We start from the raw sequence: 25,546 nt of genomic DNA, 5'->3' as shown, positions 1-25,546 counted from the left end.
AGGACATCGTCATGCCCCAACCGAAAGTGCGTCTGGCCCTGTTCGGCTCCGGCCGAATCGGTCAGGTGCACGCCGCCAACATCGCCGCACACCCCAACGTCGACCTGGTGATGATCGCCGATCCGTTCATCGACGGAGCTCGTGACCTCGCCGATCGGACGAACGGTCGTGCAGTCGAAGACCCTGCCGAGGTGTTCGCCGAACCCGACCTCGACGGCGTGGTGATCGCCTCGCCGACACCCACCCACGTCGACCTCATGTCACGCGCCGCGGCGCACGGTTTAGCCGTCCTGTGCGAGAAGCCGATCGACCTCGACATCGACACCGTCCTGGAGTGCCGCGAGCGAATCAGCAGCCATTCGGTTCCTGTCATGCTCGGGTTCAACCGGCGCTTCGACCCTCACTTTGCATCCATTCAGGCCCAGGTCGAGGCTGGGGCGATCGGCACTTTGGAGCAATTGCTCATCACCAGCCGCGATCCCGCGCCGGCTCCCCGCGAGTACATCGCTGCGTCGGGTGGCATCTTCCGGGACATGACCATCCATGACCTCGACATGGCCCGATTCTTCATCCCCGACATCGTCGAGGTCTCCGCCATGGGCGCCAACGTCTACAGCGACGACATCCGAGAACTCAACGACTTCGACTCCGCAACAATCACACTGCGTGGCAGCAAGGGCGAGCTCGTCACCATCACCAACTCCCGGCACTGTGCGTTCGGCTACGACCAACGCCTCGAAGCCTTCGGCACCGACGGCATGTTGTCCGCCGGTAACGTCGCCAAAACTGTGGTCCGTCGCTACGACGCTTCGGGGACTGAGGAAGCTCCGCCCTACCTGCCGTTCTTCCTCGAACGCTACGCGCAGGCCTATCGAACCGAGCTCGACGCGTTCGTACATTGCATCCGCACCGGCGACCCCTGCTCACCGTCTTTCGACGACGGTGTCGCGGCCCTCATCTTGGCCAACGCTGCGGCAGAATCGGCAACCACCGGGAGAACCGTCGCGATCACCTCATAGTTCCGTGGCGGCACAGGCGATAGCGCGACAAGCGGAGCTTTCTGGAGCCGATGGCGGTTGGTTTCCGTATCTCAGATGTGTCCAACCGCCGGTGCGGTGATGCTGCTGCTGTCGAAGCATCCCCACCCTGCCAGGTACCGCCGGCACTGTGAGAGACAGCGGCGCCCGCGAAAGCTTGGAGAATTCGGCTACGGCTCAGAGCTAGCCGAGAAACGATTCAAACCGGACAACATGTGGTCGTAGCGCCGGGCATTTATAGGACTTTGGCATTCAGGGTGTCGAATTCGACATCGTTCGACATCGCAGATGGCAATTCGACACGGAGATTGGCAACCGACAATCCTCATTTGCACCGGAGTGCTCACAAACCACCCCGTCGTGTCAGGTGCTTCCGCCGAGAAATCCGGCCAGGGCGCGCCGCGCCGAGTTCCTGGAATTGCTTACCTGACTTTGTCAGCGAGACCAGGGCATGCGGCGAGCAACGGTCGGGAATCCAGGAGTCGGCGCGGCGTGAGGAGGATTTTGATGTGATGGTGTCCGTGCGATTCGAGTTGGTCTACCGCGCTACCGAAGTCGTCGAGCGCGAACGTTGCGGTGTGCAGCCCGGTGGCGTCGACCCGGCCGGACTCCAGTAGAGCGGCGGCGTCGACGAAGTCGTCACGGACGTAGTTCCGGCAGGCAACGACGGATAGTTCCCGTGCGTATAGCGCGCTGTAGTCCAGTGTGGCCTGCTGCCCCGGCTTGGCCGACGCGATGGCGACCAGGCGTCCGCCCGGTGCCAGCACGCGTTGCGCGACGTCGATTGTCGATGGGCTGCACACGGTGTCGTAGACGATATCGACGCTGTCGGCTTGGTCTCCGACCCACTGCACCAGCGCAGCATCACCGACGGTGGTGAAGGCCTTCACGCCGCACGCGTGCGCCGCGGTCGAGCGCTCGCCATGTCGGTCGGCGCCGAGAACACGCACGCCTCGGCTCACCGCGACGAGCGCGGTCGCCAGCCCGATGGACCCGCATCCGATCACGAGGGCGGTGTCGCCGGTACGGGCGCCGCTGCGCCCGGCGATATGAACCCCAACGGCGAGTGGTTCGACCAGTGCGCCGTAGCGGTGCAACACCGACTCGCTGATCAGCACGCAATCGCTTGCCGACACGATAAATGACTCGCTGAACAGGCCTCGAGGGTCCGACAAACCGCGAACCCGCATCGTCGGGCAGTTGTTGAAACGCCCCTCTGAGCATGCGCGGCAGGTGCCGCACCCGCTCGTCGGGTAAATCACCACAGGCTGGCCGATCAGCAGATGTACGTCGGCGCCCACGGCGGCGATTCGGCCGGCGCATTCGTGTCCGAGAATCGTCGGATACGACCCGACCGCGTTGCGGCCACGCAGATGAGACAGATCTCCACCGCAGATACCCGCGGAATCCAATTCCACCCGCACCTCGCCGGCCTGCGGCTTCTCAGCCGCCGATCGCCGGATAACGAACCGGTTGGGCGCAGGAACTTCGACGCTCAGCACCGACATGTCTGCCTCTCAATAGTGGTGCGCTGGACCAAGGCCCGCGCAAGCGGTGCGCCGGCCGAATGGTACGCGGCATCGATAAGTGCTTGTACGGCAAGACCGGAGCGAGCTTCACATCCGGACTTCTGTCTCCTCGCCCAGCTGCCGAATACATCGGTGTAGAGGTCGATGAACCACGCGGCCATCGAGCTTGGATCCGGCCCGGAGGCATCGACAGGGCCCGAAACAAGCACTTCCGTACGTTCGGCGACATGGGTGACGGATTCGCCGACGATGTGCAATTGCCCGCCATCGCCATACAGGTGGATCGCGGCGGGGCCACCGGGCCAGGCCGCAGTACTCGCCATGATCGAGGCGGCACAGTTCTCGTGATCGACGAGCAGATGAATCGTGTCCTCTGCTTGCAACCGCGAACGGCTCGTGGAACTCGTGGCCACGACCGAGCGAGGCGGACCAACAAGTGCCAGATAGGAATCGAGCGGGTGAATCGCCTGCGTGATGAGCACGCCACCGCCGTCGCGGGCCAATGTCCCGCGGCCCGGCTCACGGTAGTAATCGTCGCTGCGCCACAGTGGCACGATGACTGTCACCGCCCGAAGCTCACCGATCCTGCCCTGCCGCATCGCCTCTCGGGCCACCCCCATGGCGCTGCTGTAACGATGCTGCAAAGTGACCGCGGCGCGCACGCCGGCCCGCTCGACGCATTCAACCAGTGCCGTTGCTTCCGGCAGGTTCGCCGCCAAGGGCTTGTCGATCACCACGTCGAGTCCGTGCTCGGTCAGCACTTCGATCACATGCCGATGACTCGACGGCGGCGTCAGCACCACCCCGGTATCAGCGCCGAGGGCTACTGCCTGTTCGACGGACCCCACGATCTGTGCAGACGGAGCAAGGCTGCGGGCTGCGGCGGCACGAGCCGGATCGGTGGTGACGATCCCGACGATGTCGGCGCCGACCGCGCGCAACGCGGCGAGGTGCGCCGCGCTCGTCAAACCTGCGCCGATGACGATCACTCGGCGCACGCTCATCGATGTCCTGCTGCCGTCACGGTCGTGTCGATCGACCGGCCGAGTGTCTCGGGAAGCAACCTGATACCCACCAGACCGATCAGGCTCAGCACGATCAGATAACCGGCCACCAGCCATGATTTACCGTCGCCGGCGGCCACGAGCGCGGTCGCCACCAGTGGGATGGTCCCACCCACGACCGCGGCTGGGATCTCCCGGGAGATCGCGATGCCGCTCCACCGGATGTCAGTGGGAAACAGTTCCGACAGCAGCGCTCCGGCCGGGCCCGACGTCGACCCCTGGACGACACAGATGCCGAGCGTCAGCGCGAGGCCGACCAGCCACGGCGAACCGGTTTCGAACATCGCGAACATGGGCAGCGGGAACAGCACACCGAAGATCGCGCCGAAAGTGAGCACCGGCTTGCGGCCCACCCTGTCGGCCAGCACACCAAATCCGATGATGACGGGGATGGCGAGCAGTTCGGCAACGATCAACCCGACTAGGGCCGCGGTGGCGTCCACGCCAAGGGTCTTGGTGACGTACGACAGCGCGAAGACCTGCATCACATACGCCCACGGGATTACGAACGTGAAAACCGCAAGCCCACACAGAATCTTGCGCCAATGGTGGCGAACGGCCACGGCCACCGGGGCCCGGTCCACGGCTCCGGCCAACTCGGCATGGCGGAACGCCGAGGTCTCCTCCACACGCAGCCGCAGGTACACAGCCACGAGCACGATCACGGCGCTGGCCAGGAACGGGATCCGCCAGCCCCAGCTCCGGAACAAGTCGTCCGGCATCAGCGACAGCAAGGCGAAAAGCACTGTTGCACCGCCGGTTCCGACATAGATCGCGGCCCCTGGGTACGCCGCTGAGCGGGCCCGGTTGTTCGCGCTCGACGATTCGGTGACCATCGTGATCGCCCCGGCGAACTCGGCGCCCGCGCCCGCACCCTGCAACAGCCGTAAGGCCACCAAGGCGATCGGCGCCCAGATCCCGATCGACTGCGCCGTGGGGAGGGCACCGATGAGCGTGGTCGACGTGCCCATCACCAGCAACGTCATCAGGAGCATCGGCTTCCGCCCGATCCGGTCACCGAAATGCGCGAAGACCAGGCCCCCGATCGGGCGGGCAGCCAACCCCACCGCGAAGGTTCCTAACGCCGCCAATGTGCCCGCCAACGGTCCGGCCCCCGGAAAGTACAACTTCGCGAAAACCAGGGCGGCGGCCAGGCCGTAGAGAGTGAAGTCGTACCACTCGATCACGGTGCCTGCGACGCTCGCCTTGACGACTCGCCTGCGCTGAACGGTGTCATCCACCGTGGGCGATGCGCTCCTGGGGATCAAAATTTCCATTGGATGGTCCTTCGTTCTGTGGAAAACTTGAATCAGGTGATCGAATAGCCACCGTCGACCGGCAACACCACGCCGGTCACGTAACGAGCCGCCGTGGAGGTCAGGAAGACCACGACGTCGGCTACGTCGTCGCCATCGGCGAGCCGGCGCAGCGGGATCCGGCTGAGAACCCTGGAACGAAACTCATCCTGCGACAGCACATCCCGTGTCATCGGTGTTTCGATGTAGCCCGGCGCAACGGCGTTCACCCGGACACCGTCCGGGCCCATTTCGACGGCAAGCCCGCGGCTGAGCTGAACCAGCGCAGCTTTGGTGGCCCCGTAGGGCACGATGCCGGGCACGGCGCGGTCGGCCGACAGTGATGCGATGTTGACGATGCACCCGTGCGTCGCGGCGAGCGCCTTGGCCGACTGCCGGCTCAGGCGGTATGCCGCGGACAGGTTGACCTCCAGGAGCCGGCTCCAGCTGTCTTCGTCGATGTCGACCGCGTCGGTTCGGTGCTGGATGCCAGCGGCGTTGACGAGGATGTCCAGTCGCCCTTCGGTGTTTTGGGCAAGTTCGACCGCGTTGGCGGTGAATGCCGCATCGGTGATATCTCCGACGAGCCCGCGCCCGCCGATCTCCTGGGCGATGTCGCGCACCGCCTCCGAGCGATCCAGGGCGACGACACGGACTCCGTGGTGACTGAGGCGACGGGCGATCGCTGCCCCGATGCCGCTGGCGGCACCGGTCACGATCGCTACCCGGGTGGTCCGATCCGGAGCGGCGGCGGTGGTCATGCCTGAGCTCCCTTCAGGAGTGCGCGGCTGATGATGAGGCGCTGCATCTCGCTGGTGCCCTCGTAGATCTTGGTGATCCGGGCGTCGCGGTAGAGCCGCTCGATTTCGTACCCACGGATGAATCCGTTGCCGCCGAAGACCTGCAGCGCCGCGTCGGTGTGTCGGACGCAGTTCTCCGAGGCGGTGAGTTTTGCCATGGAGCACAGCATTTCTGCGTCGTCCGCGCCGGCGTCGATGGCTTGGGCGGCGGTCACGCACAGTGCGGTGGCGGCGCGAAGCTCGGTCGCGATCGTGGCCAGCGAGAACGAGATCGCCTGATTGTCGGCGATGGGTTTGCCGAACTGACTGCGGTCAAGTGATTGCCGTACGGCGCAGTCGAGAGCGGCCCGGCTGATCCCCAGTGACAACCCTGCGATGCCGAGCCGACCCTTGGCGAGAACCTTCATCATGTAGCCGAACGCCTTACCCTCCTCGCCGAGCAGGGCATCCGGGCTGAGGATAACGTCGTCGAACACCAAACCGCCGACCTGCGAGGCACGCTGACCCATCTTGTGCTCGTGGTAGGCGCGCGAGACCCCGGGCTGGTCGACGTCGACGATGAACACCGAGATGCCGCCGCGCTTGCCGAGTTCGGGGTCGGTCACCGCCAGCACCACCGCGAAATCCGCGACCGGGGCGTTGTGGATGTAGATCTTCTCGCCGCGCAGCTGCCAGCCTTCGGCGGTCCGGGTGGCACGCGTGGTGATCGAACCGAGGTCCGACCCTGAACCGGGCTCGGTCAGCGCGTACGCACCGAGCTTCTCGGCGCTGAGTAGCGGCGCCAGGTACCGTTCCCGTTGCGCGGGTGTGCCATACAAATTGAGCAGGCTGCCGAGAATCTCGACCAGACCGCATTGGTCGGCGATTGAGGCGTACCCGTAGGACAGGGATTCCATCACGAACAGGTAGTCCAGAGCCGTTCCGCCGACGCCACCGGCGTCATCGGGAACAGTGACACCGAAAAGTCCGATCTTGCCCATCTCGGCGAAGATCTCGGCCGGAAAGCGTTCGGTTTCGTCGAGTTCGGTGGCGATCGGGCGGATGCGCTCGTCGACGAACTCGGCGACGAGTGCGCGTTCGTCGGCGCCCAGCGCCGTGCTGGGAATGACGCTGTGCCGTGCTCCGGGGGCGTATGACATTAATGCTCCTTTTCTAGATATGGCGGACGCGTGGCCGCCAGACTGGCTGTTGTAAGAGCTTTCGCCCGACTACGTTCGCCAGATCGCCGATGTACAACAGGTCATAGTCAACGTACGATGTGATCGAACGTACACCAGAAAGCGCTTTCACGAAAGGCCACAATATGGATCGCCGCACGCCGCGTCACCGCGCCGCCCACGGATCGGCACACTGATGGATCTTCGCGATGCGAGTTTGAACTCGGTCACCGTCAAAGGCACCCCTGCCGATCAGGTCGTCGACCTGGCTCTCACCAACGGATTTGGAGGGGTCGGCCTATGGCGCGACACACTCGAAGGACAGAACCTGGCTTCCCTCCGTCGGCGTGCGACGGCAGAGGGGATCGCGGTCACATCGGTGTGCCGCGGTGGAATGTTCACGCACACAGACCTTTCGCGCGCCGACGCGATCCATGAGGACAACTGCAGAGCGGTTGAGCAGGCGCACGATCTGGGTGCGGAATGTCTGGTGCTGGTGTGCGGCCCGGTCGTCCAGCCGGGCATCACGGTTTCGCGATCCCAGATCGCCGACGGCATCGCCGCATTGGAGCCGGTGGCTCGCGCGGCCCAGGTCCGGCTGGCCGTTGAACCCATGCATCCGATGATGGCGGCCAGCAGATCCGCGATCACCAGCCTCCAGGAGGCGACGGCGCTGGTCCGCGCGATCGGCTCGGAGTGGGTGGGGCTGGCGATCGACGCCTACCATGTCTGGTGGGACCACCGGCTCGATACCGAGCTCGATGCCGCCGCCGGGTTGATGGCCAGTATTCAAGTCGCGGACTGGGTTTCCCCAATCTGCGACGAACTGGACAGCCGCGCGATGCCCGGCGACGGGTGCATCGACCTGACCGGATTCATCGGGCTGGCCCGGCAGGCCGGCTATCGGGGTCTGGTGGAGATCGAGGTTCTCAGTCGTCGGTGGTGGGCGCAGTCAGCGCAGACCACCGCTGCCGCCGCGGCTGCCGCGGCGGCGGCGCTGTGATCTGCCGCCGCGGCCGGCCCTGCGAGGTCAGGCCAGGCCGTACGCGGCGAGGTACGTGTTCAGCCGGTGCGCGGTCAGGGCCGGATCCCGGAACAGGCCGATGTCATTGGCGGTGACGAACAGCTCGATCAGATGCGCGATGTTGCGTCCGGAATCCAGGCCGCCGATCATCCGGAACGACCGCTGGTCCCCATTGAGGTAGGACAACCAGGCCACCCCGGTCTTGTAGTACTGGGTGGGTTCCTGAAACACCAATCGGGACAACGGAAGTGTCGGCTCAAGAATTCGGCGGTAGCCGTCCACGTCGCTGGCATCCAGGCGGGCCAGTGCCGCGGCGGCGATCGGGGTGATGGCGGCGAACGCACCGAGCAGCGCGTGGCTGTGGCCCAGTTCGTCACCGGCGATGAGGTCGACGTAGTTGAAGTCATCCCCGGTGAACAACTTCACTCCGGCGGGCAGCTGCCGGCGCAGCCGAACCTCACGGGCGGCGTCCAGTAGCGAGATCTTGATGCCCGCGATCTTGGCCGGCTCCGACTCGATCAGGTCCAGAACGGTCCGGGTGGCGACGTCGAGATCCGTGCTGCCCCAATAGCCTTCCAAACGGGCATCGAATGCTACGCCCAGCCAATGCAACAGCACCGGGCCGCGGGCGGCGACCAGCACCGCCCGGTACACCTGCAGGTAGTCGTCGGCCGTGCGCGCCGTGGCCGCAAGCCAGCGGCTGGCCATCAGCACCGGTGTGCCGCCGCGCTGCTCGACGAATTCGACCTGCTCGATGTAGGCCTGCGTGATCTGCTCCAGGGACGCGGGAAGGTTCTCGGGAAGCTGGTCAGTGCTGACTCCGACCACCGTGGCTGCGTTGCGGGCGCGGCCGGCGGTCAACGTCAGGTCGATCAACGTCTGCGCGTCGCTCCACGGCAGGCCCATTCCCCGCTGAGCGGTATCCATCGCCTCGGCAACCCCGAGCCCCAGATCCCAGATCCGTTCGCGAATTCGCAATGTCGCAGACCAGTCGATGGTGCCCTCGCCGGAGTCGGCCATCGAGGCCGTCAGCGGGTTCGCCACGACGTGGGCCGCCGCATATGCCTCCCGGGACACCGATGGCGCGCAGACCGCCGGATAGCCATGACCCTCGTGCAACACGTGCTGGCCGCCGCCAGGTCCAGGAATCGTGACCGTAATCGTCATGTGCCAAACCTTCCGATGTGTAAGCGCTTTCTTTTAATGCCGATCTACGGCCCTTGCGCATGGTAAATAGCCTGTTGTACCGTAACCTGTGTCACATTCACCGTCAAGCAAGCGCTTTCTTGGAGGTACCCATGCAGGTTGACAACGCCGTCCGCAGTTACGGGCTGCACATCAACGGCCACGAGAGCCCTCCGGGGACCAACATGGTCGATCGCCACTCGCCGGCCACCGGCCGGCTGGTCGCCCGTTACGTCGCCGGTACGGTGGAGGACGCCCGCGCAGCCGTCGAGGCCGCCCGGACCGCATTCGACACCGGCACCTGGCCGCACCTGTCCGGCCAGGATCGATCCCGGATACTCAACCGCCTCGCCGCCCTGACGCGACGCGACGCCGAACAGCTTGCCCGCATCGAAGCCGAGGAGACGGGCAAGCCGCTGCGACTGGCCCGCGGCGACGTCGCAGCCAGCATCGGCTTGACCGAGTACGCCGCAGCTCTCGCATTGACGATGCACGGGGACGTCCACACCAACCTGGGCCCCGGCTTCACCGGCCTGGTGACCCGCGAACCGGCCGGGGTCGTCGGCATGATCACCCCATGGAACTTCCCGTTGCTTCTGCTCATGCAGAAACTGCCATTCGCGCTCGCCGCCGGCTGCACCGCGGTGGCCAAACCCGCTGAAGTGACCTCCGGAACCACCCTGGAGATCGCCCGTCTCACCGTCGAGGCCGGTGTGCCCGCCGGTGTCTTCAACGTCGTCACCGGCCGCGGCTCCGTCGTCGGCCAGCACCTGGCCGAATCCGAACACATCGATGTACTGTCGTTCACCGGCAGCACCTCGGTGGGGCAACGCATCATCCAGGCCTCCGGGGTCAACAGCAAGCGACTGTCGATGGAGCTCGGGGGTAAGGCGGCCACCATCGTGTTCCCGGACGCAGACCTGACGGCGGCCGTCGATGGCGTCCTGTTCGGCGTGTTCTTCAACCAGGGTGAATGCTGTGTGTCCGGCGCCCGTCTGCTGGTGCACCAGGACATCGCCGATGAATTCCTGTCAGCTGTGGTCAGTCGCGCGCGCGAACTCGCCGTGGGACATCCTCTTGACGAGGATTCCGACATCGGGGCGCTCATCCACGCCGAACACCTCGAAACCGTGCTCAATTACGTCAACATCGGCCGGCAGCACGGGGCCCGGGTCCTGCTCGGCGGCGCTCGGCTGGACAGTCCGGAACTGCGGGACGGATTCTTCTTCGCCCCAACGATTCTCGATGAGGTCACCCCCCAGAACCCGGCCTTCCAAGAAGAAATCTTCGGCCCCGTTCTCACCGTGACCCGATTCGGTACCACCGAAGAGGCGATCGGCCTGGCCAACTCCGTCGAATACGGTCTGGCAAACACCGTCTGGTCGAAGAACATCGACACCGCGCTCACCGTCGGCCGCGCCCTGCACAGCGGCACCGTGTGGATCAACACCACCATCGACGGCGCACCCCAACTGCCCGGTGGCGGGGTCAAGAACAGCGGCTACGGGCGAGAGATGGGACAGGTCGGATTCGACGAGTTCACCGAAGTGAAGACGATCCAGATCCGCACCGGTCAACGCGAGCCGTTCTTCCGGTGAACCGGGGCGGCGGCGAGAGCTGATCGACAGAAAGCGATTGCAGAGAGATGACATGGTGAAGAAACCCAAACCCAGGAATAATCGCAGGTAGCATGCGATGACTCGGGTGTCCGGTGGCAGATGATTCGGCACGCCCTGGCCGGTGATAGTTTTTTCACGATCATGGGAGGCCCGCGATGGCGACACGCAACTCGACGACCGGGCCCACACCCGGCCGCGTGACGATCAGTACGGTGGCCGACGCGGCGGGCGTGTCGATTGCGACCGTGTCCAGGGTCATGAGTGGTTCTGCCGCGGTCAAACCTGAATTGGCCGCGCGAGTGCAGCAGGCCGTCGCGGAGCTGTCGTATCGGCCCAGCCGCGCCGCACGGGGGCTGGCGCTGGGATCCTTGCGCAACATCGGAGTTCTGCTGCCGGACCTGACCAACGCCTACTTCTTCGATCTCGTCAGTCAAATGCATCGTGGCGCGTCCGAGCACGGCTACCGAATCCTTATCGCCGACTCCGCCGGTGACCCTGAGCAGGAGCTGAACACCGCCCTGGACTTGCTCGAGCAGGTCGACGGTCTGGTGCTGTTGTCCAGTCGCATCGCCACCGCCGGACTCAAACAGCTCGCGCGGCGCCAGGCCCCGGTTGTTCTGGTGAACCGCGTCGAACTCGGTGTCGATCTGCCGATGGTGGCGGTGGACAACTTCACGCCGATGATGCAACTGTGCACTCACCTATCCCAGTTGGGCCATCGCCGGGCCGTCTACCTGAGTGGTTCGGAACTGGCATGGCAGAACCGGGAACGGTGGCGGGCAATCCAGAGTTTGTCGATGTTCGGGCTCGAGACCAGCTACGTCAGCTGCGACGGCACCGTCGAAGGCGCGTATGCGTCTGTGCCGGAAGCTCTTTCCCATGATCCCTCGGTATTGATCTGCTTCAACGACCTGTCGGCGATCGGCGCGATCTCAGCGTTGCGCGACCACGGCGTTCGCGTCCCCGAGGACATGTCGGTGACGGGTTTCGACGACAACGTGCTCGCGCGCCACATCGCACCCAAGTTGACCACGGTGACCAATCCCAAAGTCGACCTCGGTCAAGCCGCGTGGGGCCTGATGCAATTGATGCTTGCCGGCGAGACGCCCTCAGACTCGCCACCGATGTTGACTGCCGAGGTCATCCTGCGGGAGTCGACGGCGCCACCGCGCTGACGCTGCCATCACCGCGCCGTGAGCGACCCAACCCCGGCGCCGCGCTTGCGCGCTGAACCTGTTGCACCGTAACGGCTTTCTGGTCGCTCAGGCACGGACCGAAGGCCAGGCCTGACGGCGCCACAACGATGCTGGTCGTCCTCTGCAGCAATCCTGATCGGCTCGTCGGGGCGCGGGCCCGCACGCCCAACACCGTCCATAGTGAAAGCGCTATCTGCATCTGTGTCGATCAAGGCACTCAAGTCGACGTATCCGGCTGACAACCCAATACATGCAGTATATCGCCTATGTAGCATCGTTTTCGCTGGCATTCGGTTGCCCCGTCACAGGGGGTATTGACTTGTGGTCCAAATCACGGTAGAAAACGCTTACACGATTTTAGGAGAGCGAGCATGTTGATCCCAGGGAGACGGAACGACCAGTGCGAAGCAGTCGCGTTGACATTCACGATGGCCACGCCGTCGGTCGCCGACGATCGTTTCGCGGTCGGCACCAAGCTGACCGCCGACACTGGGCTGGGCGACTGATGACCGGCGCGCGGTTCATCGACGCGGATGAGGTGGCCCGCACCATCGAGGACGGTGCGGTGGTCGCGCTCACCGGTTCCGGCGGCGGCATCCTCGAAGCCGATCACGTGTTCGCCGCCGTGGAACGACGATTCCTGGCCGAGGGGCATCCCCGCGATCTGACCATCGTCCACGGCCTGGGCATCGGTGACGGGACAACGACCGGGCTGACCCGGTTCGCCCACGAAGGCATGGTCAAGCGGGTCATCGGCGGCCATTGGAGCTGGTCTCCACGGATGCAGGAGTTGGCGGCCACCAACGCGATCGAGGCATATTCCTTCCCGGCCGGGGTCATCGCCGCACTGCTGCGAGACAGCGGCGCGGGGCGCCCAGGGCTGATCACCAAGGTCGGGTTGCACACATTTGTCGATCCTCGAGAGTCCGGCGGCAAGATCAATGCCGCCGCGACCGACGACCTGGTGAAACTCATCGAGATCGACGGGCAGGAGTACTTGCACTACCGCCCGCTCCCGGTCGACGTCGGCATCATCCGAGGCTGGTCGGCCGACCGCACGGGCAATGTCAGCGCCGACCAGGAGGCGTCCAGCCTGGACGCCCAGGCCGTTGCCATCGCCGCCCGCGGCAATGGCGGCATCGTTGTGGCCCAAGTCCGGCAGGTCGTCGCCGATGGCGCACTGGATCCACGGCTGATGCTGGTCCCCTCGCCACTGGTCGACGTCATTGTCGAGCACCCGGAACAGCAACAATCACGGGTCTCCCAGCTGGAACCGGCCTTCTATACCCCTGGTCACTTTGAAAACAGTTTCCACCCGGCGATCAGCCCGATCGAAGGTGCTCGCGGGGTCATTGCCCGCCGCGCCGCGATGGAGGTGCAGTCCGGCTGTGTGCTCAACGTCGGCTACGGCATGAGCGCCGGCGCCGTCGACGTGTTGATCGAACAGGGCCGACTCGACGACGTCACCCTGTGTATCGAGCAGGGGCCCGTCGGCGGATTCCCAGAAACGGGAGCACTTTTCGGCCTGAGCCGGTACCCGCAGGCGGTGTTCTCCTCGCTCCTGCAGTTCGAGTTCTTCGCCTCGGGGATGATCGACCTGTCGATCCTGGGCATGGGCGAGGTCGATTCCCATGGCAACGTCAACGTCAGCAAGCTGGGCCGGACCACCGTTGGACCCGGCGGATTCATCGACATCGTCAATGGTGCCAAACGAGTCGTGTTCTGCGGCACGTTCACCGGCAAAGGACTGAAGATCGAGGTCGGCGACGGAAACCTGACCATCGTTGCCGAAGGCACCCTGCACAAGTTCGTGCCCCTGGTCGGTCACCTGACGTTCGCCGCAGCCAACGCCCGCCGGACCGGTCAGCCAGCCCTGTACATCACCGAACGGGCCGTGTTCGAACTCGATGACCGGGGCATCACCCTGGTCGAAGTCGCGCCGGGGGTCGACCTCGAACGGGACATATTGGCGCACATGGACTTCCGGCCAAACATCGGTCACGTCCGGCCGATGCCCGCCGAGGTTTTCCGGTCGTCGACCCAGCCCGGTGTGCTCACCGGGGCTGAAACCGTGCACCACTCCCCCACAGAAAAGGTCTCATCATGATGAAGTGGACTGCCGCCCAGCGGCTACGCATCGGTTCGGGCCGCCAGACACTGGTGCTCGGCGTGACCGCCGGCGTGCTCGTCGCCACGACCCTGACCGGCTGCGCCGGCGGATCGACCGGCGACCTGACCGCCAAGGGGACGTGCAAGCCCGAGGACGTCACGCTGGTGCAATCCGGCCGCGGCCTGGAGAACGAGTATTACGTCAGCGTCGATGCCGGCGCCAGGGCGTTCGCCGCGGCCAAGGGCCTGACCCACAACTACAAATGGATCGCCAGCGAGGGTGACTCCGGCAAGCAACTGAGTCAGATCAAGTCGCTGTTGGCCAACGGCGGCGAGTGCGTGGTGCTCAACATCGACCCGAACGAAGCCGCCATCGTCCCCTCGATGGTCAAGGCGGTCGACAACGCCGGAGCCTGGCTGGTCACTCAATGGAATACCCCACCGGGCTTGCTGCCGTCCGCGAAGGACTCGCACTGGGTCGCGCACATGTCGGTCAACGGCGTCCCGCAGGGTTACGACACCGCCAAGGCACTGTTCGAGGCGATGGGCGGAAAGGGCTCGATCATCGCCCTGCAGGGCATCCTCGACAACGCCCCGGCTCAAGAACGCTTCAAGGGTCTGCAAAAGGCGCTGGCCGAGTACCCGAACATCAAACTGCTCGAGGACCAGACCGCCGGCTGGGACCGCACCAAGGGGCAGGACGTCACCCAGTCGTTGCTGACCAAATACGGCGACCAGATCAACGGCGTGTGGGCTGCCAGCGACTCCATGGCGCTGGGTGCGCTTTCGGCGATCAAGGGCGCCGGCAAGACCGGAAAGATCAAGGTCACCGGCATCGACGGACTCAAGGAGGCGCTCGGCGCGGTTGCCGACCCGAGCAGCGGTTACGTGGCCACCACCCAGTCCACGGCGGTCCAACAGGGGGCCTACGGGCTGAACTTCGGATTTGCGGCGGCGACCGGCCAGATCGATCCGGCCACCGAGCCCGCCGATCACCGCGCCTTCTACCTCAAGCCGTTGCCCGTCGTCACCGCCGCCAACGTGGCCACGGTCGGCGATCCGGCCGACACCTCGAAACTGAACTTCTCCGACCTATGGGCGCCCGTGGGACAGCAGGTCCAGTCATGAGCGCCGCAACGACGATCGTGACGTCACCACCGCCCCTGCCCAGCCGCTTGCGCAGGGTGCTCCGCTCGGAGCGAGTGCCGGTGCCGGCGCTGGCCGTACTGGTGCTGATCACCCTGGTGATGCTGGCGGTGAACCCGAGTTTCCTTTCACTGGGCAACCTTTCGACCCTGGCGATCCAAAGCGCAGTGCCGGCCGTGCTCGCGGTCGGCCTCAGCTTCGTGGTGTTGATGGGCAGCATCGACCTGTCCCTGGAGGGCGTGATGGGTGCCACCGGCATGGTCACCGCGGTGCTGCTGCTCAATGACCGCAACGGTAACGACCTCGGACTGTGGGCGGTCGTGGTGGCCATGGCGCTCGGCGCGGCACTCGGTGCGTTGTCCGGATTATCGGTGGCCTATCTGCGGGTGCCATCGTTCATCGTCACCATCGGTACCTGGCAGATCGGCCTCGGCATCGCTCAGCTGCTGTTCGGCGGCAAGCCGCCCCGCATTCAGGACAGCGGGTTCCTCAGCTTCGCCGTGGACCGGGTGCTGGGGCTCCCGATCCTGGTGTGGACGGCGATCGTCGTTGTGCTGATCGGGATTTGGATCCAGCACTACTCGAGGTTCGGCCGGTACGCGATGGTGGTGGGCGGCGGCGAGGACATCGCCCAGCTGTCCGGAATTCCGGTGCGCCGGGTCCGGGTCTACGGGTTCATCCTGGCCGGGTTGTGCGCCGGGCTGGCCGGCGCCATGGCCACCGCCCGGACCGGCGTCGGGGATGTGGGTATCGGCACCGGTCAACTGTTCGTGACCATCGCGGGCGTCGTCATCGGCGGCACCGTGCTGACCGGTGGCCGCGGCGGCGTGCTGCACTCGGTCGTCGGCGTGTGCGTGATGGTCGCCCTGGCCAACGGCATGGTGCTGGCCGGCGTCAACTCGTTCATCCAACAGGCGGTCCTCGGGGCCATCGTTGTCATCGCCGCGGTCATCACGATGTGGCGGCTGCGCGCACGTTTGAGGGTGGTGAAATGACTTCCTCCGTGGTTTTCGGGGTACGCAACATCAGCAAGAGCTTCCCCGGAGTCAAAGCGCTCAAAGATGTCTCGATCGAAGTCCACCCACACGAAGTGGTTGGTCTGATCGGGGAAAACGGAGCCGGAAAATCGACGCTGCTGAAGATCCTGTCCGGGGTCCAACGCCCGGACAGCGGCGACGTGATCCTTCGGGACCAACCAGTGTCCTTCGGCGGCGTCGGCGACGCCGTACGCGAGGGCGTGGCGATGGTCTATCAGGAGCAGTCCCTGCTGCCCAACATCACCGTTGCCGAGAACGTGCTGCTGGGAAACGAGGGCAACACCGTCCGGGGCGGCGTGTACCGGTGGTCGGAGCTGCGCAAGCGCGCCCAGAGCTACCTCGACCAGGTCGGCACCGGACTGGACGCCGCGGCGATCACCGAATCGCTGCCGTTCGCGCAGCGGCAGATGGTCGAGGTCGCCAAGGCCCTGGCCACCGGTGACCGCACCGAGCACGAACCGGTGATCCTGCTCGACGAACCGACCTCGGTGCTCGAGCACGACGAAATCGAGAAGCTTTACCAGATCGTGCGAGAACTCAAGAAACGCGCCAGCGTGGTGTTCGTTTCGCACCGCATGAACGAGGTGCTGGCCGTCTGCGACCGCGTCTACATCATGCGCGACGGCGAAGTGGTCGCCGTCCGGGACCCGAAGACGGTGGCCGAACACGAGCTCTACGAACTGATGGTCGGCGAAGAACGACACCAGGGCTTCTACCACGAAGAAGGCCAAGTGGAGCCGGAAGATCAAGTACGACTGGAGATCTCGAAACTCTCCGGCGATCACTTCCACGACGTGTCGCTGACCGTGGCCCGCGGTGAGGTGGTCGCGCTGATGGGTGTGCAAGAAAGCGGCCGCGAATACCTGGGCCGTGCCCTGTTCGGCGCTGTCCCGGTCCAATCGGGCACCGTGACCCTGGACGGTCAGGCGCTGCGCTTTCGCACCCCGACCCAGGCCGTGCGGGACGGTATCGGATACATCCCATCCGAACGCAAGATCGACGGTGCGGTCCTGGGCATGAGCGTGAACGACAACCTGACCCTGGCGCACCCCGACCAGGTGTGCCGCGGCCCGTTCATCGATCCGGCCCTGGAACACAGGACGGTCCGCAGCTGGCTGGACCGGCTCCGGGTGAAAACCCCGTCGGCGGCGACCTTGATGCGGACACTGTCCGGGGGCAACCAGCAGAAGGTCGTGCTCGCCAAGTGGCTGCTGGACCCCGACCTGCGCCTGCTGATCCTGGACACCCCCACACGGGGCCTCGACATCGGCGCCAAGGCCGATGTCTACCGGTTGATCCGTGAGCTGGCGGCCCATGGCCTGTCAGTGCTGCTGATCGCGGACACCCTCGACGAAGGTATCGCGATGAGCCACCGGGTCATCACGATGAAAGACGGCCGCATCACCGGTGAGTTTCCCTCGACCCCGACCAATCGGCCGGACAAGACCGACGTGCTGGCAAGGATGGTGTGAGCGATGACAACACTTCCGGAAACCCCGGACCCGACGACCGCCGCGACAGCCTCGACCGGGAACAAACCCGGCGGGAAGGCGCAAACCACGATGCTGCGCCGGGTGCAGGACATCGGGCTGGCGCCACTGCTGGTGCTGGTGGTGCTGGTCGTCGCGATCGGCGCCATCGACCACAAGTTCTTCACCGCGCGCAGCTTCGCCTCGCTGCTCGAGCAGTCCACCCCTCTGGCGCTGCTGGCCATCGGCCAATGCCTGGTCGTGCTGACCGGGCGGATCGACCTGGGCAACGCCGCCCTGGCCAGCCTCACCGGCGTGCTGGTCGCGAAGGCGCTGGGCACGCTGGGGGTGGTGGCTGTCCCGCTGATCCTCATCGGCGGCGCACTGGCCGGTGCCTTGGCCGGATGGGTTCACGTCAAGGCGCAAGTGCCGTCGTTCATCGTCACCCTCGGCGCGATGGGGGTGTGGTCCGGACTGTCGCTGATGCTGGCCCAGGCCAACACGGTGCTGGTGCTCGACGGCTACCAGTACGTGGAATGGATCTTCAACCGCTGGTACGGAATCCCCATCTCCTTCGTGCTGGTCATGGTGATCACCGTGGCGCTGATGGCGGCACTGCGGGGACTGCCGGTCGGCCGGCAGATCAAGGCCGTCGGGTTGAACGAACGGGCGGCCGCCTACAGCGGAATCCGCACCCAGCTGATCGTCATCCTGGCATTCGTCGGCAGCGGTCTGTTCGCCGCGCTGGCCGCCGTCTTCCAGACCGCGCAGCTGCAGTCCGCCGGGGCGTCCACCTCCACGTCCCTGCTCCTGCCGGCCATCGCCGCGGTCATCATCGGTGGCACGTCGATCTCCGGGGGGGTCGGCGGCGTCGGCCGCACCCTGCTCGGCGCCCTGGTGATCACGGTGCTGCGGGTCGGGCTGGACATCGCCGGCGTCGCGTCGGCGATCCAGCCGATCCTCTACGGCCTGATCGTGATCTTTGCCATCGTCGCGACCGTGGACCGGCAGCGAACCGTCGTGGTCGCATGACCACCCCGGTGCTGGTGGCCCTCGACAAGTTCAAGGGATCCATCGACGCGGATGCCGCGTGCCGGGCCGTCGCCGACGGGATCACCACCGCCGGGCACCCGGCGGTGACCTGCCCCGTCGCCGACGGCGGGGACGGCACCCTCGATGCCCTGGCATCAAACGGGTTCGAGCGTGCCCGGGTAGCAGGGCATGGTCCACTGGGCAATCCGACCATCGCGACGTTCGCCCGCAAGGACGATGCGGCGGTCATTGAGCTCGCATCCGTGTGCGGCCTGGCCGCATTGCCAGGAGGTCGTCTGGAACCGTGGCGTAGCGGCACTCTGGGTGTCGGCACCGTGGCGTTGGCGGCCATCGAGGCGGGTGCCCGTCACATCGTGCTCGCCCTCGGCGGCAGTGCCTCCACCGACGGTGGGATGGGGCTGCTTCTCGGTCTCGGCGCCCGGGTTCTGGATGCCGCCGGCGCGCCCTGCAGCCCGGACGGTCGCGGTCTACTGGCGGCCCACACGCTGGACCTGTCGACGCTCGACCCTCGGGTACGGCGGGTCCGGTTCTCGGTGGCGACCGACGTCACGAGTCCACTGACCGGGCCTGCCGGCGCCGCGCACCTGTACGGGCCGCAGAAGGGCGTCACGGCCGGCGATACCGCCACCCTGGACCGCGGGCTCGCGGCCTGGGCTGGGTTGCTGCACAACGAGACCGGCGTCGATGTCACGGGCGTTCCGGGAGCCGGCGCCGCGGGCGGTACTGCCGCAGCCGCGATCGCCGCTCTGAACGCCGAGGTCATCAGCGGCGCCGACTTCGTCCTGGACGCCATCGGGTTGGACGAACGGCTGCGCGCAGCTGCACTGGTAGTGACCGGGGAGGGGTCGTGGGACGACCAGTCAGAGGCCGGGAAGGCACCCATGGCCGTGATCTCCAGGGCTGTTCGCACCGGCAGACCCGTGGCGTTGGTCGCGGGGCGGATCACGGCCAGACCAACACGACTGGCGCAGCTCGGTATTCGCCGCCACCACCAACTGGTCGACCTCGAACCCGACCCGAGGCTGGCGATGCGGAACGCGGCAGACCTGTTGCGGCACACCGGATTTCTACTCGCCCAAACGGCTCTTGAACTGACCGCCACGCCCGCCGCAGGCGCACAACGACAGGACGAACAATGAAGGCTCTCCGATTCCACGGCGCCAACGACCTACGGGTGGAAGATGTTCCGAAACCCCGCCCCGGATCCGGGCAGGTCCTGATCGAAGTCGACTGGTGCGGTATCTGTGGCACAGACCTGCACGAGTTTCAGGCCGGGCCGATCTTCATTCCGAGCGCGGACCACCCGCACCCCTTGACCGCCGAAGTCCCCCCGGTCGTCATGGGTCACGAATTCGCCGGCACCGTAGTCGAAGTGGGTGACGACGTCACCGACGTCGCCATCGGTGACCAGGTCGCCGTCGAGCCCTTGCTGCGCTGTGATGCCTGCCCCCAATGCCGAGCAGGCGATTACAACATCTGCGAGCGCGGCGGTGTGTACGGACTGGCCGGTTACGGTGGCGGCCTGGCCGAGTACTGCGCCGTGGACCGGCGCAATGTGCACGTCCTGCCGCCGGGCGTATCTACCGAAATGGGGGCACTGGTCGAGCCGTTGGCTGTCGCCTGGCACGCGGTGGTCCAATCCGGATTCCGACCCGAACAGTCGGCCCTGGTGATCGGTGGAGGTCCGATCGGTCTGGCCCTGCTGCTGTGCCTTCGGGCCGCCGGGGCGAGCTGGGTGGGGGTATCCGAGCCGTCGACGGCCCGCAAAGCGATGGCCGAATCCTTCGGTGCCCACGCGGTTTACGACCCCAGGACCGACGATGTCGTGGCACTGAGCCGGGCGGCCGTCGACGGCGTCGGCCCGCACGTCAGCTTCGACGCCTCCGGGCTGCCGGCCACGATCAACACCGCACTGGCCGCTGTCCGACCCGCCGGAACGGCCTACAACGTCGCCATCTGGGAGGACAGTGCGCCCATCGACATGGGTCTGCTGCTGTCCGGGGAACGGAACCTGCGCTCGGGCCTGTGTTACGCCGGCGATGACTACCCCGCAGTGATCGCCGCGCTCGCCGACGAGCGCATCGAACCCAGCAGGATGATCACCGCCCGGATCGCGCTGACCGACGTCGTCGATCACGGCTTCACCGAACTGATCGACAACAAGGAGCAACACATCAAGATCCTGGTGCGGCCAGGAGCGTAAGCCGGCCATCTGTCCACCTCGAAACACTGGAGTTCGCATGGATATTCGCACCATCCCCCGGGGCAGCATCGACGTCACCGTTGTCGGCTATGGCGGTGCACCGATCGGAAACATCTTCCGCCCCATTTCAGCCACCGACGCCCAAGCTCAAATCGACGCCGCCTGGGCCGCCGGTATCCGGGCCTACGACACCGCGCCGATGTACGGACACGGGCTGTCCGAGCACCGACTCGGCCACGCACTGATGGAGCATGACCGCGACGAATACGTGCTGTCGACCAAAGTCGGCCGCACGCTGACACCCGCTCCTCGGGGCAGCTTCGACACCGGAGTATGGGTCGACGTACCGCCGTTGCGGGCCGAGTTCGACTACTCCTACGACGCAGTCCTCAGGCAGGTCGAGGACAGCCTGCAACGCATGTGCCAGGACCGGTTCGACATCCTGTTCGTGCACGACATCGACCGATACACCCACGGCGACGCACAACCGCAGCGCTTCGCTGAAGCCATCGCCGGGGCCTTTCCGGCCCTGATCCGGCTGCGCGACGAGGGCCTGGTCCGGGCCATCGGCGTGGGGGTCAACGAAGCCGATGTCTGTCGCGACGTCGTCGAACGAGTCGACATCGACTGCCTGCTGCTGGCCGGCCGGTACACGCTGCTCGAGCAGCAACCGGCCCACACCCTGTTCCCCCTGTGCCAGGACCGTGACATCGCCGTCCTGCTCGGCGGCGTCTTCAACTCCGGAGTGCTGGCCACCGGGCCCGTCCCCGGCGCCAAGTTCAACTACGCGCCGGCACCGCCGGACATCCTGGAACGAGCACGGCGGTTGGACGAGGTGTGCCGGGCGCACGACGTGCCGCTGCCCGCGACCGCGATCGCCTTCGCACTCGCCCATCCCGTGGTCAAACAAGTCATTCTCGGTGCCCGCACCGTCGACCAGCAGGCCCAGAACCTCACCTGGCTCAACACCGACATCCCGGCCGCGCTGTGGTCGGACTGCCGGCAGGCCGGTCTCGTCGATGACCAGGCACCCACACCCGAAACCGCTGCCCACCAACCACATCCATCCATCCGCTCTCCCAGGTAAGGAAGAAGTTCCGATGCACAACAACACCTCCTATGACTACGTCGTCATCGGCGGCGGGACCGCCGGCTGCGTCCTCGCCGGCCGTCTCACCGAGGACCCGGCGATCCGGGTGCTGCTGATCGAGGCCGGCCGCAGCGACCGCCACCCGTTCATTCACGTGCCCGCCGGCTTCGCCAAACTCACCGCAGGCCCCTACCAATGGGGGTTCACCAGCGCCCCGCAGAAGGCCTGCGGCGACCGGGTGATCCTGTTGCCGCAGGGCAAGGTCCTGGGCGGCGGCGGCTCCATCAACGCCCAGGTGTTCACCCGCGGCATCGCCGCGGACTACGACACGTGGGACCGCGACTACGGGGCCAAGGGCTGGTCGTTCGACGACATCCAGAAGTATTTCCTGCTGTCGGAGAACAACAATCGCCTCTCGGCCCCGTATCACGGCACGACCGGTCCGATGGGGGTGTCCGACATCGCCGAACCGCACCCGCTGTCCGAGGCGTTCGTGAAAGCCGGGCAGGAGTACGGCCTTCCCTACAACGCCGACTTCAACGGCGAAACCCAGTACGGCTCGGGGTTTTATCAGACCACCACCCAGCACCACCGCCGGTGCAGCACGGCCACGGGATACATCCGCCCGGCGCGCAAACGGCCGAACCTCACGGTACTGACCCAACATTTGGTGACCCGGATTCTGTTGGAAGGCAAGCGTGCGGTCGGCGTGGAAACTCTGCACGACGGAACCACTGCCCAGTTCCGGGCTACCCGCGAAGTGCTGTTATCGGGCGGCGCCTTCAGCTCGCCGAAGATCCTGCAACTGTCCGGAATCGGCGACCCCGCCGATCTCACACCGCTGGGTATCGAGGTGCGGCACCCGCTCGTCGGTGTCGGTAAGAACCTGCATGACCACTGCGACCTGGACATCATCTATGAGCTGCGCCAGTACCAGAGTATGGATCGGCTCAACCTGGTCCGACCGGCCACCGCGGTCGCCGGGTTGGAGTACCTTGCCTTCCGGTCGGGCCCGTTGGCCTCGACTGTGGTCGAAGCGGGCGCGTTCACCCGGTCCACGCCCGAGATCGATGACCCGGACCTGCAATTCCACTTCCTGCCGGCGGCGGGTGTGGAAGCGGGTATCGCTGCTGTCCGACCTGGATACGGCGTCACGCTCAACAGCTATTTCCTGCGCCCCCTGAGCCGGGGCACCGTGCGCGTCGGATCCACCGACCCGACCGTCCAACCGATCATCGACCCCAACTTCTTGGATGACGACTACGACGTGGAGATCAGCGCCGCCGGCGTTCGGCAGAGTCGCGAGATCATGGCACAACCGTCGATGAGCAAGCACATCAAGAAGGAACACCTCGCCGGCCAAAGCGACCTTCGCACCACGGACGACTACATCCGGTTCGTGAAGGCCTACGGCCGCACCTCCTACCACCCGGTCGGGTCGTGTGCCATGGGGGACACCGACCAGTCGGTGGTCGACAGCGACCTGCGCGTGCACGGCATGGAAGGCCTGCGGGTCATCGACTCGTCCATCATGCCGGCCATAGTCAGCTCCAACACCCAGGCGCCGACCGTGATGATCGCCGAGAAGGCCGTTGACCTCATCCGCGGGCGGGAGCGCATCGCCTAGCCATCGCCACCCCAATTCAATCGCAAGACCCCCAACGGCGACCACCGTCGCCGCACGCCGCCACCATTCACCGACCGATCGGGAGACCCTCGTGCCAGGACGCCGTGACTTCGAACACGACGAAGCAAACTACCTCAACGACATTGAAAAATACTGCGACACCGTGCTCCTACCCCGCGCCGACAGAAGCGACAACGGCGAGTTCTTCCCGGACGTCATCCGGCAGTTCGCCGAACTCGGCCTCCTTGAGCTGATGTTCGACCAAGAACGCAACCTACGGCTCGATCGGATGCGGCTGATCCACCAGACCACCGAACTGGTCGCGGCAGCCTTCCCGGCCGCGGTGGTCGCACTCGGCGCGCTGCGGCTGCAGGCCTACCTGCTCAAGCGGTACGCCGAGCCGCACATTGCCGACCGCTGGCTCGAACCTTTACTCCGCGGTGAGATTTACGGATCCTTCGGGGTCACCGAACCCGACGCCGGTACCGAGGTCCGCTCGATCCAAACCGTTGCGACCCGCGACAGGGACGGCTGGATCCTCAACGGCGGGAAGAAATGGATCGGCTTCGCCCCCGTCGCCACGTTCAACGTGGTGCTGGCCAAAGTCGACCACGCCGGCCGGGACGCCGACACCGTCGCCCTGGTCATCGATTTGGAATCCCAGGGCGTCAGCCGAAGTGAAACCCTTGACCTGATGAGTTTCCGCGGTATGCCGCTGGGTGAACTCAGGTTCGACAACGTTAAGGTTCCGGCCGGCTCGGCACTGAAGGTCTCCGGGTTTGCCGGCATGATGGAAGGCATCAACCTCGCCCGGGTCGACGCCGCCAACTACGCCTGCGGCTTCCTGAAAGCGGCCATTCGAGAATGCTCGGTCCGCGCCAACAATCGGATCGCCTTCGGAAAACCGCTCAGCGAACTACAAACCATCCAGCTCAGGATCGGTCAGATGGCCACCGACTACGAGGCTGCACGACTCCTCACCCTTGCTGCCGGCGACAGCTTCGCCCTCGGGAAAGGTGGCGATCCAATCTTGCTGTCAAAGGCCAAATTATTCAGCACCGACGCCGCCATGAAGCACGCAATCGAAGCCGTGCAAATCTTCGGCGCCCTAGGCGTCCACCACAGCAGTCGTGTGCAACGCTTATTCCGCGACAGCAAGGCCGGTCAAATCTTCGACGGGACCAGCGAAATCCACACACTAATGATCGGCCGCCACGCATTGACAGCCAACCGCTGAACTGAACTCCACACCCAGCGGGGCGGGCGCTTTCACCAATTCAGATCCCAGACAGAGCACCCATGAAGCATCACCCAGTGAACGGCTGAGCGATAGCCTCACCGACTGACAACGGCGGTCATGATTCCAGCTTCCGCTGCTGTTATACGGGTGTCAAGTAACACATCTCGAGCGGTCGTTCGGTGTGGACTACGACTTCACCCAAACTTGGGACGTCTCGCGGGCCACCTTCGAAATGTTCACTGTGGGAACGTTGGTCGTCATAGCCGCCATGGCGCTGCTCGGCTACGCGTGGACCGGGAGTTTCAGCCGGGCCCCGGACTCCGCTCAGCGCTTTCTTACCCCAGCGCTTGATCCCTGCTGTCCCACATACGAATTGGAAATGAGGAAATCGCTGTTGTTGTGATGATGCGTCATCATGCGATCGTCGCTAGCTGTTGTGGTGTGTCGTCGTCGTGGCGGCAGAATGGTGTTCTTCAGTTGTTAGTAACAGATCCTTCTGTATCGTATGCAGGCCGCGCGAGAGCTCATCGAAGTTCCGGTCTGCCGCAGCGGGGCAAGACCTGCAGTACCAACCGACATTCGAGTACCCGTACGCGAAGTTCATCGAGGATTTCCACGACGAGCCCGGAAACATGCTCGGACGCATCGGAATCAGGCGTAGGCGAG

General features: G+C 65.5%; 20 protein-coding genes. 14 read left to right on the top strand and 6 right to left on the bottom strand.

Going from position 1 to position 25,546, the window contains the following annotated elements; translation table 11 throughout:
• Nucleotides 1-11 precede the first annotated feature (11 nt).
• On the top strand, nucleotides 12-1,019 hold the full coding sequence (gene iolG, locus BST13_RS02605) for an inositol 2-dehydrogenase (RefSeq protein ID WP_083160324.1): 1,008 nt from the start codon (nucleotides 12-14) through the stop codon (nucleotides 1,017-1,019).
• A 440-nt stretch (nucleotides 1,020-1,459) separates the two neighbouring features.
• On the opposite strand, the gene BST13_RS02600 is transcribed toward iolG, so the two are convergent.
• The 5 genes from BST13_RS02600 to BST13_RS02580 are packed head-to-tail and all read right to left on the bottom strand — an operon-like array spanning nucleotide 1,460 to nucleotide 6,864.
• Nucleotides 1,460-2,545: an alcohol dehydrogenase catalytic domain-containing protein gene (locus tag BST13_RS02600; protein WP_083160322.1), complete on the bottom strand. Its 1,086-nt coding sequence runs from the start codon at nucleotides 2,543-2,545 to the stop codon at nucleotides 1,460-1,462.
• A complete protein-coding gene (locus BST13_RS02595) occupies nucleotides 2,533-3,570 on the bottom strand; it encodes a Gfo/Idh/MocA family protein (protein ID WP_083160320.1) in 1,038 nt (345 codons plus the stop codon). The genes BST13_RS02600 and BST13_RS02595 overlap by 13 nt, the downstream gene beginning before the upstream one ends.
• On the bottom strand, nucleotides 3,567-4,907 hold the full coding sequence (locus BST13_RS02590; protein WP_083160318.1) for an MFS transporter: 1,341 nt from the start codon (nucleotides 4,905-4,907) through the stop codon (nucleotides 3,567-3,569). Before BST13_RS02590 ends, BST13_RS02595 begins: the two co-directional genes overlap by 4 nt.
• 32 nt (nucleotides 4,908-4,939) lie before the next feature.
• Nucleotides 4,940-5,686, bottom strand: a complete 747-nt coding sequence (locus BST13_RS02585; RefSeq protein ID WP_083160316.1) for an SDR family NAD(P)-dependent oxidoreductase — start codon at nucleotides 5,684-5,686, stop codon at nucleotides 4,940-4,942.
• Nucleotides 5,683-6,864: an acyl-CoA dehydrogenase family protein gene (locus BST13_RS02580; protein WP_083160314.1), complete on the bottom strand. Its 1,182-nt coding sequence runs from the start codon at nucleotides 6,862-6,864 to the stop codon at nucleotides 5,683-5,685. The genes BST13_RS02585 and BST13_RS02580 overlap by 4 nt, the downstream gene beginning before the upstream one ends.
• A 214-nt stretch (nucleotides 6,865-7,078) precedes the next feature.
• On the opposite strand from BST13_RS02580, the gene BST13_RS02575 reads away from it, so the two are divergent.
• Entirely contained in the window at nucleotides 7,079-7,885 is an 807-nt protein-coding gene (locus BST13_RS02575) for a sugar phosphate isomerase/epimerase family protein (protein ID WP_083160312.1), read from the top strand.
• Between the two features lie 27 nt (nucleotides 7,886-7,912).
• On the opposite strand, the gene BST13_RS02570 is transcribed toward BST13_RS02575, so the two are convergent.
• Nucleotides 7,913-9,073 (bottom strand): DUF993 family protein, encoded by a 1,161-nt coding sequence (locus BST13_RS02570; RefSeq protein ID WP_083160310.1) that lies wholly within the window; start codon nucleotides 9,071-9,073, stop codon nucleotides 7,913-7,915.
• A gap of 131 nt (nucleotides 9,074-9,204) precedes the next feature.
• Between BST13_RS02570 and BST13_RS02565 the strand changes: the two genes are divergently transcribed.
• The 12 genes from BST13_RS02565 to BST13_RS02510 all read left to right on the top strand — a co-directional run bounded on the left by BST13_RS02565 (nucleotide 9,205) and on the right by BST13_RS02510 (nucleotide 24,877).
• Nucleotides 9,205-10,689 (top strand): aldehyde dehydrogenase family protein, encoded by a 1,485-nt coding sequence (locus BST13_RS02565; protein WP_083160308.1) that lies wholly within the window; start codon nucleotides 9,205-9,207, stop codon nucleotides 10,687-10,689.
• Between the two features lie 176 nt (nucleotides 10,690-10,865).
• Complete coding sequence (locus BST13_RS02560) at nucleotides 10,866-11,885, top strand: LacI family DNA-binding transcriptional regulator (protein WP_083160306.1); 1,020 nt, start codon at nucleotides 10,866-10,868, stop codon at nucleotides 11,883-11,885.
• A 526-nt stretch (nucleotides 11,886-12,411) separates the two neighbouring features.
• Entirely contained in the window at nucleotides 12,412-14,013 is a 1,602-nt protein-coding gene (locus BST13_RS02555; RefSeq protein ID WP_083160304.1) for an acyl CoA:acetate/3-ketoacid CoA transferase, read from the top strand.
• Nucleotides 14,010-15,143: a sugar ABC transporter substrate-binding protein gene (locus BST13_RS02550; RefSeq protein WP_083160302.1), complete on the top strand. Its 1,134-nt coding sequence runs from the start codon at nucleotides 14,010-14,012 to the stop codon at nucleotides 15,141-15,143. Before BST13_RS02555 ends, BST13_RS02550 begins: the two co-directional genes overlap by 4 nt.
• Entirely contained in the window at nucleotides 15,140-16,156 is a 1,017-nt protein-coding gene (locus BST13_RS02545; RefSeq protein WP_158087094.1) for an ABC transporter permease, read from the top strand. Before BST13_RS02550 ends, BST13_RS02545 begins: the two co-directional genes overlap by 4 nt.
• A complete protein-coding gene (locus tag BST13_RS02540; protein ID WP_083160298.1) occupies nucleotides 16,153-17,670 on the top strand; it encodes a sugar ABC transporter ATP-binding protein in 1,518 nt (505 codons plus the stop codon). Before BST13_RS02545 ends, BST13_RS02540 begins: the two co-directional genes overlap by 4 nt.
• 3 nt (nucleotides 17,671-17,673) lie before the next feature.
• Complete coding sequence (locus BST13_RS02535; RefSeq protein WP_083160296.1) at nucleotides 17,674-18,699, top strand: ABC transporter permease; 1,026 nt, start codon at nucleotides 17,674-17,676, stop codon at nucleotides 18,697-18,699.
• The gene (locus BST13_RS02530) at nucleotides 18,696-19,859 is read left to right on the top strand and encodes a glycerate kinase (protein WP_083160750.1); all 1,164 of its coding nucleotides are present in this window, start codon (nucleotides 18,696-18,698) and stop codon (nucleotides 19,857-19,859) included. The genes BST13_RS02535 and BST13_RS02530 overlap by 4 nt, the downstream gene beginning before the upstream one ends.
• Nucleotides 19,856-20,923, top strand: coding sequence for a 2,3-butanediol dehydrogenase (locus BST13_RS02525; RefSeq protein ID WP_083160294.1), 1,068 nt, complete (start codon nucleotides 19,856-19,858; stop codon nucleotides 20,921-20,923). The genes BST13_RS02530 and BST13_RS02525 overlap by 4 nt, the downstream gene beginning before the upstream one ends.
• Before the next feature lie 37 nt (nucleotides 20,924-20,960).
• Nucleotides 20,961-22,010, top strand: coding sequence for an aldo/keto reductase (locus BST13_RS02520; RefSeq protein ID WP_083160292.1), 1,050 nt, complete (start codon nucleotides 20,961-20,963; stop codon nucleotides 22,008-22,010).
• 13 nt (nucleotides 22,011-22,023) lie between these two features.
• Entirely contained in the window at nucleotides 22,024-23,640 is a 1,617-nt protein-coding gene (locus tag BST13_RS02515; protein ID WP_083160290.1) for a GMC family oxidoreductase, read from the top strand.
• Nucleotides 23,641-23,731: 91 nt separating this feature from the next.
• The gene (locus BST13_RS02510; protein WP_158087093.1) at nucleotides 23,732-24,877 is read left to right on the top strand and encodes an acyl-CoA dehydrogenase family protein; all 1,146 of its coding nucleotides are present in this window, start codon (nucleotides 23,732-23,734) and stop codon (nucleotides 24,875-24,877) included.
• Nucleotides 24,878-25,546 lie beyond the last annotated feature (669 nt).

The sequence above is a fragment of the Mycobacterium aquaticum genome (genome assembly GCF_002086485.1).
Lineage (GTDB): Bacteria > Actinomycetota > Actinomycetes > Mycobacteriales > Mycobacteriaceae > Mycobacterium > Mycobacterium aquaticum.
This window is presented reverse-complemented; position numbering and strand designations above follow the sequence as displayed.